Raw genomic sequence first — 16,295 nt, forward strand, 5'->3', positions numbered from 1 at the left:
CAGCTTATTCCAGGGAAACCAACAGCACATCGACTCCGCTGCTGCCGACGATATTCTTCGCTGAACAGGTTGCGCGGGAAAACAGGCTCTGGTTATGGTTGCCGCAGATTACCAGGTCGACGTGATGCTGACGGCAAAAATCCTTCACGTGATGACAAAGTTCGCCGCTGGCGATGGTCATTTTGCTGATGGGATAGTCCGCCTGGGCGGCGAGTTCATTAAGAAAGCTACGTGTCTCCTCCTGCATAATCTCACGCAAATTCTCCATCATCGGCGCGGCGAACTGATTATACATTTCCGGATCTGTCGCCAGCGTGATCAGGCTGACCTGCGCATTAAGCGGACGTGCGATAGACACCGCTTTATTGACCAACATGCGGCTTTCCGGCGTTGGGGCGACGGCGACTAACAGATGAGAGTAGGGCATCTAGCCTCCTTGAGATACGCAACGGGATCTTTCTACTTTCTTTACTCCTAATTCCATCTTTCCACAAGGGGTATTCGCGCGGTTAAAAACGCCTTTCTCCGGCCGTGTGATATCAGATTCTGGCAGCCGACTCGCAAAAATGATTCTCTCTTTTGCTTTAAAAGAAACGCTGTTTTATAAATCGGTGACGCATGTTGCCCGGCCCTTTGTTTTTTTGCCACTGAATGATTAGTACTGGCAAAAATGCAAAGGTAAGCCGGTTTTCATGATCTTACTGTAGCCATGTATCCGCAAAACTTCGGTATAGCCTGGTAAGGCCGAAGTTATCTAATAAAAAAGAGACAGGATTTACGGCGATGAAAACACGAAAAATCGGTTTGGCTAATTATCTCGCCTATGGTTCCGGCGATTTTCTCGGCGCGGGAACTACCGCGCTTACCGCAGCATGGCTACTCTATTTTTACACCACTTTCTGCGGGCTATCACCCATTGAGGCGACGCTCATTTTCGCCACCGCGCGCGTACTCGACGCGGTCGTTAGCCCCCTGATGGGCTTCTTAACCGATAACTTTGGCTCTACCTGGCTGGGTAAGCGATTCGGCAGACGCAAATTTTTTATTTTGCTCGGTATTCCCTGTGTCTTTAGCTACTCAATGATGTGGGTAGGCGATATGGGGTTCTGGTATTACCTCGCGACTTATCTGCTGTTTGATATTGTCTATACCATGATTCTGGTGCCCTACGAGACGCTGGTGCCGGAGATGACCGATGATTTCAAACAGAAGACCAAATTTTCAGGCGCGCGTATTTCAATGGCGCAAATGTCGGCGATATTAGCCTCGTTTTTACCGGGGATTCTGCTCACCCAACTGGGTAAAGACAACGCCAGCTCATTTTTTTATGCAAGCCTGGTCTTTTCGGTGCTGTGCGCCCTGATGCTGACCTTCGTCTGGTTTTTTACCTGGGAGCGCCCTCGGGAAGCGTGGTCTGAAGCGGCGCTGCGCGCAGAAGAAGAAAAACGCAATTTAACCCTCGCGCAGAGTCTTAACCGGCTGTTTATTGAGCTTAGCTCTACGCTGCGCATTAAAATCTTCCGCCAGCATCTTGGTATGTATCTGGGCGGTTACATCGCGCAGGACGTTTTCAATGCGGTGTTTACCTATTATGTGGTCTTTGTGCTGATGCAGGATGCCTCCGTCGCCTCTAACTTACTCGGCACGATGGCTATCTTCCAGTTTATCGCGGTCATCGCCATGATCCCGCTCTGCATCCGCTTTGGCCCGGCGCCTTCATACCGCATGGTAGTGGTGCTGTTCGGTTTGAGTTCACTCTCTTATGCCGTGCTTTATTACGCGGGGCTGAGCGATGTCTATTCATTATTGCTGCTCATTTCTGCTATCGCGGGCCTGGGGCGCGGCGGCATTAATTACGTGCCGTGGAATACCTACACCTATATTGCCGACGTCGACGAAGTCATTACCGGCCAGCGTCGGGAGGGTATTTTCGCCGGTATCATGACGCTGACCCGCAAAGCGTCGCAGGCGGGGGCGGTGATGCTGGTTGGCATCATCATGCAACTATCGGGCTTTGTCTCCGGGCAAAAAATTCAGCCGGAAGGCGTGAGTCATACCATTCTGTTGATCCTTAGCGTCGGTACGTTGGTGGTGCTGGCTTGCGGCTTCCTGGTCTCCCTGCGCTTTAAACTCAATCTGCATACGCATAGCGTGCTGCGCGCCGAGACGCTAATGATGCGCGATGTCGGTTACGCACAGCCCGAGCGGGCGACAGCGGAAAACCGCGCGGTGGTTGAGCAGCTGGCGGGGATGCCTTACGAATGCCTGTGGGGCAATAACAATATTGGTTACCTGAATCGCAATAAACCTGCCGCCCCGGCGCTGAATCAGGGCGGTGCTTTGAATTCGACATATACCAGAGGTTAAGAACATGAAAGTTTGGCCGGTCAAACATAGCCCATTATTGCGTCAGCCTGAGCGCTTTATCGCTCGCAGCGAGCTTCAGGCATTGATCCGTAATGTGACGCAAAACCTGGTGAATATTAAGGATGAAAGCGGGCAATTTTTACTGCGGCTGGACGACGGGCGAGTCATCGATACCAAAGGCTGGGCCGGTTGGGAATGGACCCACGGCGTTGGGCTGTACGGCATCTACCAGTATTATCAACAAACCGGCGATACCGCCATGCGCGATATCATTGACGGCTGGTTCGCCGACCGCTTCGCCGAAGGGGCAACCACCAAAAACGTTAATACCATGGCGCCGTTTTTGACGCTGGCTTATCGCTATGAAGAGACCGGGCGTCAGGAGTATCTCCCGTGGCTCGATAGCTGGGCCGAGTGGGCGATGCATGAGATGCCGCGCACCGAGCAGGGAGGCATGCAGCACATTACCCTGGCGGAAGAGAACCATCAGCAGATGTGGGATGACACGCTGATGATGACGGTGCTGCCGCTAGCCAAAATCGGTAAATTACTAAATCGTCCGCACTACATTGAAGAAGCAACCTATCAGTTCTTGCTGCATGTACAGAACCTGATGGACAAAGAGACTGGCCTGTGGTTCCACGGCTGGAATTACGACGGTCGGCACAACTTTGCGCGTGCGCGCTGGGCGCGGGGTAACAGCTGGCTCACCATCGTTATCCCGGACTTCCTTGAGCTGGTGGATTTGCCAGAGGGGAGTGCGGTGCGCCGCTATCTGCTACAGGTACTGAATGCGCAAATTGCCGCGTTAGCTGACTGTCAGGATGAGAGCGGCCTCTGGCATACCCTGCTCGACGATCCGCATTCCTACCTTGAAGCGTCAGCGACGGCGGGCTTTGCTTACGGCATCCTGAAAGCGATACGCAAGCGTTATGTCGGGGCGGAGTACACCGAGGTTGCCGAAAAGGCGATACGCGGGATTGTGCGAAATATTTCACCAGAGGGGGAACTGCTGCAAACCTCGTTTGGTACCGGGATGGGCTCCGATCTTGATTTTTATCGGCAAATTCCGCTGACGTCGATGCCGTACGGCCAGGCGATGGCGATTCTTTGTCTGACGGAATATCTGCGCAAGTATTTCTGATAGCGGCATAGATTCCCCGGCCGCGCTGTGCGTACCGGGGCTCCTGATAAAACAAACCCGGCTTTCACCGGGTTTGTTTTTACATCCGCTCTACGGTCTCAATACCCAGAGTATCAAGACCCAGCTTCAGCGTCTTCGCCGTCAGCTGCGCCAGTTTCAGGCGGCTATTACGGGCCTCTTCGCTTTCGGCGCTGAGGATTGGGCAGTGTTCGTAGAAACCTGAGAACAGCCCGGCCAGATCGTACAGATAGGCGCACATCACGTGCGGAGTACCTTCACGGGCGACGACGGCCAGCGTTTCTTCGAACTGCAGCAGGCGGGCAGCCAACTGCGCTTCGCGATCTTCGCTAATAACCACCGGCGCGGCAGCCAGCGCGCTTTCGTCGATACCGGCTTTACGGAACACCGACAGCACGCGGGTATAGGCATACTGCATGTAAGGCGCGGTATTACCTTCGAACGCCAGCATGTTATCCCAGTCGAAAATGTAATCAGTAGTACGGTTTTTCGACAGGTCAGCATATTTCACCGCGCCGATACCCACCGCATTGGCCAGTTTTTCCAGCTCATCGGCAGGCATATCCGGGTTCTTCTCGGCCACCAGGCGGCGTGCGCGCTCCAGCGCTTCGTCCAGCAGATCGGCCAGTTTGACGGTACCGCCGGCGCGGGTTTTAAACGGTTTACCATCTTTCCCGAGCATCATGCCGAACATGTGGTGTTCCAGCGGTACGGATTCAGGCACATAGCCGGCTTTACGGACAATGGTCCATGCCTGCATCAGGTGCTGATGCTGACGAGAGTCGATGTAGTAGAGCACGCGGTCGGCATGCAGCGTTTCATAACGGTATTTTGCGCAGGCGATATCGGTAGTGGTGTAGAGGTAGCCGCCATCCTTTTTCTGGATGATGACGCCCATCGGTTCGCCTTCTTTGTTTTTGTATTCATCAAGGAAGACCACGGTCGCGCCTTCGCTCTCGACGGCCATACCTTTTGCTTTCAGATCGGCAACGATCCCCGGCAGCATCGGATTGTACAGGCTTTCACCCATCACATCATCGCGAGTCAGGGTGACATTCAGGCGATCGTAGGTGATCTGGTTTTGCGACATGGTGATGTCGACCAGTTTACGCCACATCTGCAGGAAGTACTCGTCGCCGCCCTGCAGCTTAACCACGTAGCTACGCGCGCGCTCGGCGAACGCTTCGTCTTCGTCATAGTGCTTTTTCGCTTCGCGGTAGAAACCTTCGAGGTCGGCCAGCGCCATTTCGCCGGCGTTTTCCTGCTGCTGCTTTTCCAGATAAGCGATCAGCATCCCGAACTGGGTACCCCAGTCACCGACGTGGTTGGCGCGGATAACGCGATGGCCGAGGAATTCCAGAGTACGTACCGAGGCATCGCCGATGATGGTTGAACGCAGATGGCCGACATGCATCTCTTTCGCCACGTTCGGCGCGGAGTAGTCAACAACGATGGTCTGCGGCTGTGGTTTCGCCACGCCCAGGCGCTCGGACTGCAGCGCGAGATTGACGTTTTCCGCCAGGAAGGCCGGATCGAGGAAAATATTGATAAAGCCCGGCCCGGCGATTTCGACTTTATTGGCAATGCCGTTCAGATCGAGATGAGACAGTACCTGCTCTGCAAGTTGTCGCGGCGCCATGCCCAGTTTTTTGGCCACTGCCATCACGCCATTGGCTTGATAGTCGCCGAACTGAACTTTTGCTGACTGGCGGACCTGAGGTTCGCAATCGGCAGGCGCGCCTGCCGCGATCAGGGCCTGGCTGACTTTTTCTGAGAGAAGAGCCTGAATATTCACCGGAATACCTTACTTTTAAGGCGCGAGAACCCCTGTGGGGCGGCGCCGGAACATGGACAAATTAAGGCGGGAGTATACTGCATTTGCGCCCAGCCGTCAGCACCGCGCGCAAGTTGTAAAGCGGCACGCTTAATGAATAACCATTCGTTGTTCAGGCGCGCGGATTGGCGGTTGGTCGGGGCGGCGAAACAGGATAAATTAGCCTTTTTAGCAATGACCGAGGCGCAAGATGGCGAACTGGCAGCAAATTGATGAACTGAAAGATATTTCGGCGGATTTACCGCGTTTTAGCGATGCGCTGCAAGCGCTGGCCGAACGGTTGGGGTTGGAGCTTGCGCCGCTGGACGCCGACCATATCTCGCTGCGCTGTCATCAAAATACTACGGCGGAACGCTGGCGGCAGGGGCTGGAGCGTTGCGGCGCGCTGTTATCGGAAAATATCATTAATGGCCGCCCCATTTGCTTATTTAAGCTTGCCGAACCTATTTGTGTCGCCCACTGGCGCTTTACGGTTGTGGAGTTGCCATGGCCGGGGGAAAAACGCTATCCGCACGAAGGCTGGGAACATATCGAAATCGTTCTGCCGGGCGAGCCGGAAACCCTCAACGCTCGCGCGCTGGCCTTGCTTTCCGATGACGGGCTCAGCCAGCCGGGAATTTTCGTAAAAACCAGCTCGCCGAAAGGGGAGCGTGAACGCTTGCCGAACCCGACGCTTGCGGTCACGGACGGCAAAGTGACCATCAAATTCCATCCCTGGTCGATCGAGCAAATCGTCGCCAGCGAGCGAACCGATACTTAACAGTGTGAAGCCGCGCGGCGTCTGCGGGGAAAAATCGTGACATGCTGTGCTGCCCGTGATGAAAATGGAGAAGGAATCGATGTTGCTGGAAGTTTGCTGCTATAGCATGGAATGCGCGCTTGAGGCGCAGCGCTGCGGCGCCGATCGCATTGAACTTTGCGCCGCGCCGCAGGAGGGCGGGTTAACGCCGTCGTTGGGCGTGCTGCGTTCGGTGCGAGACAATATCTCGATTCCGGTTCATCCGATTATCCGTCCGCGCGGCGGCGATTTTTGTTACACCGAGGGTGAATTTGCCGCCATGCTGGATGATGTGGCGACGGTCAGAGATCTGGGTTTTGCTGGTCTGGTGATTGGCGTGCTCGATGCTGACGGCCAGGTGGATATCCCCCGTATGCGAAAAATTATGGCGGCGGCGGGTCCGCTGGCGGTGACCTTCCATCGCGCCTTTGATATGTGCGCCGACCCGCGTCAGGCCTGGCATGCGCTTGCTGAACTTGGCGTTGCTCGCATCCTCACTTCCGGTCAACGGCCAACGGCGGAACAAGGTCTTGCAAAAATTATGGAACTAATTGCGCTGGGCGATACTCCAATCATTATGGCCGGAGCGGGAGTGCGGGCTGCCAATCTGCAAAAGTTTCTACAGGCAGGCCTCAAAGAGGTGCATAGCTCAGCGGGGCAGTGGTTGCCATCGCCGATGCGCTTTCGTAATCCGGGGTTATCGATGTCCACCGACGCAGATGCCGATGAATATTGCCGCTATGCCGTTAACGGCGAAGCGGTGGCGGAAATGAAACAGATTATTTCTGCCGCGCGGGATTAGCCCGCGAAGCTAACCGTTTTTTGCTGCACATCATGTCGCCCAATATGATGATTGCCCGTACCAGGCCCCTGCAATTTCAACAGGGGCCTTTTTTTATCCCACGAGGGCCAGTGGTCGGCTGAGGTGAATTACGCCCTGGCCGCGGCCGCTTTTTTGGCCAGCGACTGTTGCGTCTCTGGTTTAGTGGCGACGATCACCGCGCGCAGCGGCGCGGGGTAACCTTCCAGCGTTTTGCTGCTGTCATGCGGGTCGAGGAAGTCGGCGAGTGATTCCGTCGTCATCCATTCGGTGCGGCGCTGCTCTTCGCTGGTGGTGACGCAGGTATCAACAATGCGCACATCGATGAATCCGCACTTCTCCAGCCACTGTTTTAGCGCGGCGGCGGAAGGAATGAAATAAACGTTACGCATTTGCGCGTAGCGGTCGCCTGGCACCAGCACGGTGTTCTCATCACCTTCAACGACCAGCGTCTCCAGTACCAGTTCGCCGCCGGGGGCTAACTGATCTTTGAGCTGCCACAGATGATCCAGCGGGGAACGGCGGTGATACAGCACTCCCATCGAAAAGACGGTATCAAAAGCTTCCAGCGCCGGCAGTTGTTCGATGCCTAGCGGCAGTAGGTGCGCGCGCTGATCGTTGCCGATGAGTTTGCGTACCGCTTCAAACTGGCATAAGAACAGCTGGGTTGGATCGATACCGACCGCCAGATGCGCGCCGGCGCCGATCATTCGCCACATGTGATAACCACTGCCGCAGCCGACATCAAGAATAGTACGACCGGTGAGGTCGGAAAGATGCGGCAGCACGCGTTCCCATTTCAGGTCGGAACGCCATTCGGTATCGATATTAATGCCATACAGCGAATAAGGGCCTTTACGCCACGGCATCAGGTTTCGCAGCAGATTTTCAATTCGCAACTGGTGGCCTTCGCTGAGTGGCGTTTCGCTTTCCGCCGTGACGCTATGCAATAGATCGAGACGCCAGGGCGCCAGCTCGGGCAGAAACTCAACGGCGCGTTCCCATTCGCGAAACTTACCGTGCAGCGCTTCGCGTTGCCAGGCCGCGACCTGAGCGGGCAGGGTTTCCAGCCAGTGGGAGAGCGGCCCTTTCGCGATCAACTGATAAAAATTACTGAAGTCGATCATGCCCGTTCCTCGGATTTAACCGCCACCAACGAACCAAAATTAAAGCACTGGAACCACAGTTCGGCATGTTCAAATCCGGCCTGACGCAGGCGCGCTTTATGGGTTTCAACCGAATCGGTCAGCATGACGTTTTCCAGCATGCTGCGTTTCTGGCTGATTTCCAGTTCGCTATAGCCATTGGCGCGCTTGAAGTCATGGTGCATGTTGAACAGCAGTTCGCCGACGTTGGCATCTTCAAAGCTGAATTTTTCGGAAAGCACCAGCGCGCCGCCCGGATTGAGCCCTTGATAGACTTTATCAAGGATCGCCTGACGTTCGCTCGGTTCGAGGAACTGAATAGTGAAGTTCAGCACGACCATCGAGGCATTTTCAATGGCGATATGGCGAATATCGCCCTCAATAACCTCAACCGGCGTTGGCGCTTTATAGGCATCAATATGACGACGGCAACGTTCTACCATCGCCGGGGAGTTATCAATGGCGATAATTTTGCACCCCGGATGCGCAATATTGCGGCGCACGGAAAGCGTCGCGGCGCCGAGCGAACAGCCAAGATCGTAAACCTGAGTGTTTGGCTGAACAAAACGCTCAGCCAGCATGCCGATCATCGAAATAATATTGGAGTAACCAGGAACAGAGCGCTGGATCATATCCGGGAAGACTTCGGCTACCCGTTCATCAAAGGTCCAGTCGCCGAGACTGGCAATCGGCGCGGAAAAAAGCGTATCGCGGTGAGACATAACGTTAAACCCGAAAAAACGAAAACGGCGTATTGTGCGCTAACGCAGGGAGAAAACCAACTCCCAGGGCATATACCACAGGTTAGCCAGCACCATCAGCAACAGCGAGCACCAGGTGGCGCTCATTCCGGAACGCCGCCAGCGGAACAGGCGATGATGGAAACCGTACGAGTGCATCAGGCGCCCGGCAATCAGCAAAATACCGCAAACGTGCACCATCCAGGTTAGCGCGCCGTTCATTTCCATAAACAGCAGCAAGATAAGCCCAATGGGGACGTATTCCACGGCATTGCCATGAACGCGAATGGCGACCTGTAGTTCGCTAAAACCGCCGTCGCCATAGCCGACGCGATACTGCATGCGCAGACGTACCACGTCGAAGGAAAACTTGATTAACAATAACGCACCCAAAACCGCATACAGCGCGCTGACCATACCCAAAACTCCCTTTAATTATGTCAGGTGGCTCCGACTATCATAGCAGGATATCAGAAAAGCGAGGATTGCTGCGGAATTGACGGTGCGGCGCCGACTTGCGGCAGCACCGCGCGTAGGTCTTCCCATAAGGTATCTACCAGTTCAGGCGCCTGGGCGATATCCGGGGTATGCAAAAACAGCCACGGCGTGGCCGACTGATGCCATTTTGGCAGCGTCTGTAGCCAGACGCGAAACAATTCGCGATTCTGCGCCATATCATCGCTGCCGATAAAGCGCACCATCGGCTGCTCCGCGGTCATGACCGCGTGAACCGGGACTTTGGGTTTCTTTTTCTGCGCGTCGATCATCGCCGGATTACGCGCGACGGCGCTATGCACCGGGCGGCTATCGAGGATAACTCGATTGGCGTTGCGCTGGTGTAGCCCGCGATTAAGCTGCTGTTCGGCATCGCTTTTGGTGAAAAACTCGGGATGGCGAACTTCAACGCCGTAGGTGAAGTTTTTCGGTAGCGTATCGAGAAAATGCCACAGGGCAGGGAGGTCTCGTGGCCCGAAGGTGGCGGGCAACTGCAACCAGTACTGGCCGATGCGCGATTCCAGCGGCGCCAGACGAGTAAAAAATTCGTGGCTTAAATCGTCGCAGTCGCGCAGTGCCGCCTGATGCGAAATCGTGGCCGGGAATTTGAAACAGAACCGAAAATCATCGTGAGTTTGTTGATACCAGCGATCGACTATCTCGGCCTTTGGTAAGGCATACAGGGTGGTATTACCCTCCACGCAGTTAAAATGGCGAGCATACTCTTCAAGGCCGGTGATGCCAAGGCGCACCCATTTAGGGTGCGACCATTGCGGGAGCCCGATATAAATCATAAGGCGGCGAGAATGTCCTCAGTGCTGCGCACGCGGGCGATGCGCGGGAAGATATGCGTCATACTGCCCTGATGCTGATCGGCGGAGGCAGCGCTGCACGCATCCTCGGCGATGACCAGATTGAAACCGAGTTCCCAGGCATTGCGAGCGGTGGATTCCACGCCGATATTCGTGGAGATACCGCAAAGGATAATGGTGTCGATACCGCGGCGGCGAAGTTGCAGTTCAAGATCGGTACCGTAGAACGCGCCCCACTGACGTTTCGTCACTTCAAGATCGCTATCCTGCTTGCCAAGCGCCGGCGGATAGACCCACCAGTTTTCAGGCAGCTTCGCGGCGCCAGCCTGGGCATCTACCGGCTGTTTTAACGCTTCAGCGAAATCGGCGGACCAGCCGACGCGAACCATGATGACGGGCGAACCCTGTTGACGACATTTTTCAGCCAGCTTTGCCGCGCGCGTCACCACCTCGTCGGCGCGATGCGGGCCGCCGGCAAAGGGTAAAATGCCTTCTTGCAGGTCAATAACGACCAGCGCGGTTTTTTTCGCATTGAGTTCTAACATGGTATCCCCGTATCTTGTTCTCTTGTCAGGCCGCTACAATACCGTTGCTAATTCGGCTCAAGGGTAACAAATTTTGTTAATTTATGTGAGCACAAGCAATAAGCGCGCAGCAAAGCAGCGTACAAACTGCGTCGGGCTTATCGTCAGACAGAATTTCCAGTATAATAGCCGCCTTTTTTCATTCAGTAGTGACATTCAGCAAAGCTGCGACCTCGTCGCCTGCATGGCAGGCAACATCCGCCTGCGGCTAAGTTAAGGGATATCTCATGCGTACAGAATATTGCGGACAGCTACGTCAGTCCCACGTGGGGCAGCAAGTGACCCTGTGTGGTTGGGTCAACCGTCGTCGTGATCTCGGTAGCCTTATCTTCATCGATATGCGCGACCGTGAAGGCATCGTGCAGGTGTTTTTCGATCCGGATCGTGCGGATGCATTAAAACTGGCTTCCGAACTGCGTAATGAGTTCTGCATCCAAATCACCGGTACCGTGCGCGCGCGTGAAGAGCGTAACGTCAACCGCGAGATGGCCACCGGCGAAATCGAAGTGCTGGCGTCTGACCTGACCATCATCAACCGCGCGGAAGCGCTGCCGCTGGACTCCAACCACGTCAACACCGAAGAAGCGCGCCTGAAATACCGCTATCTGGACCTGCGTCGTCCGGAAATGGCTCAGCGCCTGAAAACCCGCGCCAAAATCACCAGCTTCGTGCGCCGCTTCATGGACGATCACGGGTTCCTTGATATCGAAACCCCGATGCTGACTAAAGCCACACCGGAAGGCGCGCGTGACTACCTCGTGCCGTCGCGCGTACATAAAGGTAAATTCTACGCGCTGCCGCAATCTCCGCAGCTGTTCAAACAGCTACTGATGATGTCCGGTTTCGATCGTTACTATCAGATAGTCAAATGCTTCCGCGACGAAGACCTGCGTGCCGACCGTCAGCCTGAATTTACTCAGATTGATGTTGAAACCTCGTTCATGACCGCGCCGCAGGTGCGTGAAGTGATGGAAGATCTGGTTCGTAAGCTGTGGCAGGACGTGAAGGGCGTAGACCTCGGTCAATTCCCGGTGATGACCTTTGCCGAAGCGGAGCGTCGTTACGGTTCCGATAAACCGGACCTGCGTAACCCGATGGAACTGGTAGACGTAGCCGATCTGGTGAAAGCGGTCGAATTCGCCGTCTTCTCCGGCCCGGCTAACGACGCCAAAGGCCGCGTTGCTGCCTTACGCGTGCCGGGCGGCGCGGCGCTGACCCGTAAACAGATTGATGAATACGGCAAATTCGTACAGATCTACGGTGCGAAAGGGTTGGCCTATATTAAAGTGACCGAGCGTGCGAAGGGCCTTGAAGGCATCAATAGCCCGGTGGCGAAATTCCTCAACGCCGAAATCGTCGAAGCTATTCTTGATCGCACGGGCGCGCAGGACGGCGACATGATCTTCTTCGGCGCTGACAACAAGAAAGTGGTTGCCGATGCCCTCGGCGCGCTGCGTCTGAAGCTGGGCAAAGACCTGAATCTCACCGACGAGACCAAATGGGCGCCGCTGTGGGTTATCGACTTCCCGATGTTCGAAGACGACGGCGAAGGCGGCCTGACCGCGATGCACCACCCGTTCACCTCGCCGAAAGATATGACCGCCTCCGAGCTGAAAGCCGCTCCGGAAGATGCTGTGGCTAACGCCTACGATATGGTCATCAACGGCTATGAAGTCGGCGGTGGTTCGGTGCGTATTCACAGCGGTGAAATGCAGCAAACCGTATTTGGCATTCTGGGCATTAATGAACAAGAACAGCGTGAAAAATTCGGCTTCCTGCTGGATGCGCTGAAGTACGGTACGCCGCCGCATGCCGGCCTGGCATTTGGCCTCGATCGCCTGACCATGCTGCTGACCGGTACCGATAACATCCGTGACGTTATCGCCTTCCCGAAAACGACGGCTGCCGCGTGCCTGATGACCGAAGCGCCGAGCTTCGCGAATCCTGCCGCGTTAGGCGAACTGGGGATTCAGGTTGTGGCGAAAGAGGCAAAAGAGTCTCCGGAGAACAACTAAGATGTCATTCAAGCTGCCCGTCTCCGTTCTGGTGGTGATTTACGCCGAAGATACGAAGCGGGTGCTGATGTTGCAGCGACGCGACGATCCCGCTTTCTGGCAGTCGGTTACCGGCAGCCTGGAAGAGGGGGAAACCGCGTTGCAGGCCGCCGCGCGCGAAGTAAAGGAAGAGGTCGCCATTGACGTTGCTCGCGAGCAACTGGCCTTAATTGACTGTCAGCGTACGGTGGAGTTCGAGATATTTTCTCACTTACGTCATCGCTATGCGCCGGGCGTCGAGCGCAATACGGAATTCTGGTTCCGTCTTGCGCTGCCCCATGAGCGCCAGATTGTTTTCACTGAACATCTGGATTACCGCTGGGTTAGCGCGTCGGATGCCGCCGCGCTAACCAAATCGTGGAGCAACCGGCAGGCGATTGAAGAATTTGTAATTAACGCCGGATAACTTCCCGCGGCGTTTGTCGCGGGAAGACGGCTTTTTTGGAGAGTTTTTTATGGCAGGTCATAGTAAATGGGCCAACACCAAACACCGCAAAGCGGCGCAAGATGCCAAGCGCGGTAAGATCTTTACTAAAATCATCCGCGAGCTGGTCACCGCTGCGCGTCTGGGCGGCGGCGATCCGGCATCCAACCCGCGTCTGCGCGCGGCGGTAGATAAAGCGTTGTCCAATAACATGACTCGCGACACCTTGAACCGCGCCATCGCGCGCGGCGTCGGCGGTGATGAAGACGCGAACATGGAAACCATCATTTATGAAGGTTACGGCCCGGGCGGCACTGCGGTAATGGTTGAATGTCTGAGCGACAACCGTAACCGTACCGTCGCCGAAGTACGCCACGCCTTTACCAAAACCGGTGGTAACCTCGGAACCGACGGCTCCGTGGCCTATCTGTTTAGCAAAAAAGGCGTGATCTCCTTCGAGAAAGGCGACGAAGACACCATCATGGAAGCCGCGCTGGAAGCGGGTGCTGAAGACGTCGTTACCTATGACGACGGCGCCATTGACGTTTACACCGCCTGGGAAGAGATGGGCGCGGTGCGTGATGCGCTGGAAGCCGCTGGCCTGAAAGCCGATGCTGCTGAAGTCTCAATGATCCCGTCGACTAAAGCGGATATGGATGCGGAAACCGCGCCGAAGCTGCTGCGTCTTATTGATATGCTGGAAGACTGCGACGACGTGCAGGAAGTGTATCATAACGGCGAAATCTCTGATGAGGTTGCCGCAACGCTGTGATGCCGGTAGCCGGTATTGCGGGTGAGTTATTACTGGAGGCGCGTGATGGCCATTATTCTCGGCATTGACCCGGGGTCACGCGTGACCGGTTATGGCGTGATTCGCCAGGTCGGGCGGCAGTTGAGCTACCTTGGCAGCGGATGTATCCGCACCAAAGTAGACGATCTGCCGTCGCGGCTGAAGCTGATATACGCCGGCGTCACCGAAATTATTACCCAGTTCCAGCCCGACTATTTCGCTATCGAGCAGGTCTTTATGGCGAAAAATGCCGATTCGGCGTTGAAGCTTGGGCAGGCGCGCGGGGTGGCGATTGTCGCGGCGACGAACCAGGACCTGCCGGTCTTTGAGTACGCCGCCCGCCAGGTTAAGCAAACCGTCGTCGGCATCGGTAGCGCGGAAAAGAGCCAGGTACAGCATATGGTGCGTACCTTGCTGAAACTTCCTGCAAATCCGCAGGCGGATGCGGCGGATGCGCTGGCCATCGCCATCACCCATTGCCACCTCAGTCAGAACCTGGCTCAGATTAGCGAGACCCGGCTCAATCTGGCGCGAGGGCGGTTACGATAATCACAAATCAGGCTGGATATTCATCCAGCCTTTTTTTATGATAACGCATTAGACTTTCGGCCCTTTATTCAGGAGCGCTACGTGATAGGCAGACTCAGAGGCATCATTCTCGAAAAGCAACCCCCGCTGGTATTACTGGAAACCGGGGGCGTAGGTTATGAAGTCCATATGCCGATGACCTGCTTCTACGAGCTACCGGAAGCCGGGCAGGAAGCCATCGTCTTCACCCATTTTGTAGTGCGTGAAGACGCGCAGCTGCTGTACGGCTTTAACAACAAGCAGGAACGCACGCTGTTTAAAGAGCTTATCAAAACCAACGGCGTCGGGCCGAAGCTGGCGCTGGCTATCCTTTCCGGCATGTCGGCGCAGCAGTTTGTGAACGCCGTTGAGCGTGAAGAAGTTGCCTCGCTGGTGAAACTGCCTGGTATCGGCAAGAAAACCGCCGAACGTTTAATTGTCGAGATGAAAGATCGCTTTAAAGGCCTGCATGGCGACCTGTTTACTCCGGCCGCCGATCTGGTGCTGACCACGCCTGCCGGCCCAACTGCCGACGATGCGGAGCAAGAAGCGGTTGCCGCGCTGGTGGCGCTGGGCTATAAACCACAAGAGGCCAGCCGAATGGTGAGCAAAATCGCTCGCCCGGACGCCAACAGTGAAACGCTAATCCGCGAAGCGCTGCGCGCGGCGTTGTGAGGTAAGGGATGATTGAAGCAGATCGGCTGGTATCAGGCGACAGCATTGGCTTTGAAGAGGCCGCTGACCGCGCTATCCGCCCCAAATTACTGGCAGAATATGTCGGCCAGCCGCAGGTGCGTTCGCAGATGGAAATCTTTATCCAGGCGGCGAAACTGCGCGGCGATGCGCTCGATCACCTGTTGATTTTTGGCCCGCCGGGATTGGGGAAAACCACGCTTGCTAATATCGTCGCCAACGAAATGGGCGTGAATCTGCGTACCACCTCCGGCCCGGTGCTGGAAAAGGCCGGCGACCTGGCGGCAATGCTGACCAACCTTGAGCCGCATGATGTCCTGTTTATTGATGAGATCCATCGCCTTTCGCCGGTAGTGGAAGAGGTACTGTATCCGGCAATGGAAGATTATCAGCTGGATATCATGATTGGCGAAGGCCCGGCCGCACGCTCGATTAAAATCGACCTGCCGCCGTTCACCCTGATTGGCGCGACTACCCGCGCCGGTTCATTGACTTCGCCGCTGCGCGACCGCTTTGGTATCGTGCAGCGCCTCGAGTTTTATCAGGTGCCGGACCTGCAGCATATCGTAGGCCGCAGCGCCCGTCATATGGGTTTGGAGATGAGCGAGGAAGGGGCGCTGGAAGTGGCCCGTCGTGCGCGCGGTACACCGCGTATCGCCAACCGTCTGCTGCGCCGGGTACGCGACTTCGCCGAAGTGCGTCACGATGGCACTATTTCCGCTGAGATCGCCGCTCAGGCGCTGGATATGCTCAACGTGGATGCCGAAGGGTTTGACTATATGGATCGCAAGCTGCTATTGGCGGTGATCGATAAATTCTTCGGTGGTCCGGTCGGCCTCGATAACCTCGCGGCGGCTATCGGCGAGGAGCGGGAAACCATTGAAGACGTGCTGGAGCCGTACTTAATTCAGCAGGGGTTCCTGCAGCGCACGCCGCGTGGCCGAATGGCGACGGTGCGCGCCTGGAATCACTTCGGTATTACCCCGCCGGAAATGCCCTGATAAAACCCGGTAGCTTTCCGCTACCGGGT

General features: G+C 55.9%; 17 protein-coding genes. 10 read left to right on the forward strand and 7 right to left on the reverse strand.

Translation table 11 applies throughout. The features are described from left to right. Nucleotides 1–4: 4 nt before the first annotated feature. Entirely contained in the window at nt 5–427 is a 423-nt protein-coding gene (gene uspC, locus ABLV78_RS09070) for a universal stress protein UspC (protein ID WP_045376202.1), read from the reverse strand. 356 nt (nt 428–783) lie between these two features. Between uspC and ABLV78_RS09075 the strand changes: the two genes are divergently transcribed. Together ABLV78_RS09075 and bglB are read left to right on the forward strand one after the other, a co-directional pair. Beyond that, nucleotides 784–2,367 (forward strand): MFS transporter, encoded by a 1,584-nt coding sequence (locus ABLV78_RS09075; protein ID WP_045390297.1) that lies wholly within the window; start codon nt 784–786, stop codon nt 2,365–2,367. Between the two features lie 4 nt (nt 2,368–2,371). Continuing rightward, complete coding sequence (bglB, locus tag ABLV78_RS09080; RefSeq protein ID WP_047045553.1) at nt 2,372–3,511, forward strand: beta-galactosidase BglB; 1,140 nt, start codon at nt 2,372–2,374, stop codon at nt 3,509–3,511. 79 nt (nt 3,512–3,590) lie between these two features. Here bglB and argS read toward each other — a convergent pair whose 3' ends face one another. After that, the gene (argS, locus tag ABLV78_RS09085; RefSeq protein WP_047045556.1) at nt 3,591–5,324 is read right to left on the reverse strand and encodes an arginine--tRNA ligase; all 1,734 of its coding nucleotides are present in this window, start codon (nt 5,322–5,324) and stop codon (nt 3,591–3,593) included. Between the two features lie 229 nt (nt 5,325–5,553). On the opposite strand from argS, the gene ABLV78_RS09090 reads away from it, so the two are divergent. Beyond that, a complete protein-coding gene (locus ABLV78_RS09090; protein WP_047045558.1) occupies nt 5,554–6,123 on the forward strand; it encodes a VOC family protein in 570 nt (189 codons plus the stop codon). Nucleotides 6,124–6,202: 79 nt separating this feature from the next. Beyond that, on the forward strand, nt 6,203–6,943 hold the full coding sequence (cutC, locus tag ABLV78_RS09095; RefSeq protein ID WP_047045561.1) for a copper homeostasis protein CutC: 741 nt from the start codon (nt 6,203–6,205) through the stop codon (nt 6,941–6,943). A 128-nt stretch (nt 6,944–7,071) separates the two neighbouring features. On the opposite strand, the gene cmoB is transcribed toward cutC, so the two are convergent. The 5 genes from cmoB to ABLV78_RS09120 are packed head-to-tail and all read right to left on the reverse strand — an operon-like array spanning nt 7,072 to nt 10,698. Beyond that, complete coding sequence (gene cmoB / locus ABLV78_RS09100; protein WP_045390306.1) at nt 7,072–8,088, reverse strand: tRNA 5-methoxyuridine(34)/uridine 5-oxyacetic acid(34) synthase CmoB; 1,017 nt, start codon at nt 8,086–8,088, stop codon at nt 7,072–7,074. Beyond that, nucleotides 8,085–8,828, reverse strand: a complete 744-nt coding sequence (gene cmoA, locus ABLV78_RS09105; RefSeq protein WP_015365981.1) for a carboxy-S-adenosyl-L-methionine synthase CmoA — start codon at nt 8,826–8,828, stop codon at nt 8,085–8,087. The genes cmoB and cmoA overlap by 4 nt, the downstream gene beginning before the upstream one ends. A 39-nt stretch (nt 8,829–8,867) precedes the next feature. Continuing rightward, on the reverse strand, nt 8,868–9,263 hold the full coding sequence (locus ABLV78_RS09110) for an MAPEG family protein (RefSeq protein WP_015365982.1): 396 nt from the start codon (nt 9,261–9,263) through the stop codon (nt 8,868–8,870). A gap of 53 nt (nt 9,264–9,316) precedes the next feature. Further along, nucleotides 9,317–10,135 (reverse strand): DUF72 domain-containing protein, encoded by an 819-nt coding sequence (locus ABLV78_RS09115; protein ID WP_047045564.1) that lies wholly within the window; start codon nt 10,133–10,135, stop codon nt 9,317–9,319. Beyond that, a complete protein-coding gene (locus tag ABLV78_RS09120) occupies nt 10,132–10,698 on the reverse strand; it encodes a hydrolase (protein ID WP_047045567.1) in 567 nt (188 codons plus the stop codon). The genes ABLV78_RS09115 and ABLV78_RS09120 overlap by 4 nt, the downstream gene beginning before the upstream one ends. Before the next feature lie 266 nt (nt 10,699–10,964). Between ABLV78_RS09120 and aspS the strand changes: the two genes are divergently transcribed. From aspS to ruvB, 6 genes are all read left to right on the forward strand, one after another. Beyond that, nucleotides 10,965–12,752 carry an aspartate--tRNA ligase gene (aspS, locus tag ABLV78_RS09125; protein WP_047045571.1) on the forward strand — a complete coding sequence of 596 codons (1,788 nt, stop codon included), beginning with the start codon at nt 10,965–10,967 and terminating at the stop codon, nt 12,750–12,752. 1 nt (nt 12,753) lies between these two features. Then, complete coding sequence (gene nudB, locus ABLV78_RS09130) at nt 12,754–13,197, forward strand: dihydroneopterin triphosphate diphosphatase (RefSeq protein WP_015365986.1); 444 nt, start codon at nt 12,754–12,756, stop codon at nt 13,195–13,197. Nucleotides 13,198–13,246: 49 nt separating this feature from the next. Further along, entirely contained in the window at nt 13,247–13,987 is a 741-nt protein-coding gene (locus tag ABLV78_RS09135; protein WP_015365987.1) for a YebC/PmpR family DNA-binding transcriptional regulator, read from the forward strand. 45 nt (nt 13,988–14,032) lie between these two features. After that, entirely contained in the window at nt 14,033–14,554 is a 522-nt protein-coding gene (ruvC, locus tag ABLV78_RS09140; protein WP_015365988.1) for a crossover junction endodeoxyribonuclease RuvC, read from the forward strand. Nucleotides 14,555–14,635: 81 nt separating this feature from the next. Next, on the forward strand, nt 14,636–15,247 hold the full coding sequence (gene ruvA, locus ABLV78_RS09145; protein ID WP_015365989.1) for a Holliday junction branch migration protein RuvA: 612 nt from the start codon (nt 14,636–14,638) through the stop codon (nt 15,245–15,247). A gap of 8 nt (nt 15,248–15,255) precedes the next feature. After that, nucleotides 15,256–16,266 carry a Holliday junction branch migration DNA helicase RuvB gene (gene ruvB / locus ABLV78_RS09150; protein WP_015365990.1) on the forward strand — a complete coding sequence of 337 codons (1,011 nt, stop codon included), beginning with the start codon at nt 15,256–15,258 and terminating at the stop codon, nt 16,264–16,266. Nucleotides 16,267–16,295 lie beyond the last annotated feature (29 nt).

Source organism: Klebsiella sp. CN_Kp075 (genome assembly GCF_040065055.2).
GTDB lineage: Bacteria > Pseudomonadota > Gammaproteobacteria > Enterobacterales > Enterobacteriaceae > Klebsiella > Klebsiella aerogenes.

Bases quoted from the DNA above. Each gene is read 5' to 3' on its own strand.
- uspC (WP_045376202.1), bottom strand. From the start codon at position 427: ATGCCCTACTCTCATCTGTTAGTCGCCGTCGCCCCAACGCCGGAAAGC.
- ABLV78_RS09075 (WP_045390297.1), top strand. From the start codon at position 784: ATGAAAACACGAAAAATCGGTTTGGCTAATTATCTCGCCTATGGTTCC.
- bglB (WP_047045553.1), top strand. From the start codon at position 2,372: ATGAAAGTTTGGCCGGTCAAACATAGCCCATTATTGCGTCAGCCTGAG.
- ABLV78_RS09090 (WP_047045558.1), top strand. From the start codon at position 5,554: ATGGCGAACTGGCAGCAAATTGATGAACTGAAAGATATTTCGGCGGAT.
- cutC (WP_047045561.1), top strand. From the start codon at position 6,203: ATGTTGCTGGAAGTTTGCTGCTATAGCATGGAATGCGCGCTTGAGGCG.
- cmoB (WP_045390306.1), bottom strand. From the start codon at position 8,088: ATGATCGACTTCAGTAATTTTTATCAGTTGATCGCGAAAGGGCCGCTC.
- cmoA (WP_015365981.1), bottom strand. From the start codon at position 8,828: ATGTCTCACCGCGATACGCTTTTTTCCGCGCCGATTGCCAGTCTCGGC.
- ABLV78_RS09110 (WP_015365982.1), bottom strand. From the start codon at position 9,263: ATGGTCAGCGCGCTGTATGCGGTTTTGGGTGCGTTATTGTTAATCAAG.
- ABLV78_RS09115 (WP_047045564.1), bottom strand. From the start codon at position 10,135: ATGATTTATATCGGGCTCCCGCAATGGTCGCACCCTAAATGGGTGCGC.
- ABLV78_RS09120 (WP_047045567.1), bottom strand. From the start codon at position 10,698: ATGTTAGAACTCAATGCGAAAAAAACCGCGCTGGTCGTTATTGACCTG.
- aspS (WP_047045571.1), top strand. From the start codon at position 10,965: ATGCGTACAGAATATTGCGGACAGCTACGTCAGTCCCACGTGGGGCAG.
- nudB (WP_015365986.1), top strand. From the start codon at position 12,754: ATGTCATTCAAGCTGCCCGTCTCCGTTCTGGTGGTGATTTACGCCGAA.
- ABLV78_RS09135 (WP_015365987.1), top strand. From the start codon at position 13,247: ATGGCAGGTCATAGTAAATGGGCCAACACCAAACACCGCAAAGCGGCG.
- ruvC (WP_015365988.1), top strand. From the start codon at position 14,033: ATGGCCATTATTCTCGGCATTGACCCGGGGTCACGCGTGACCGGTTAT.
- ruvB (WP_015365990.1), top strand. From the start codon at position 15,256: ATGATTGAAGCAGATCGGCTGGTATCAGGCGACAGCATTGGCTTTGAA.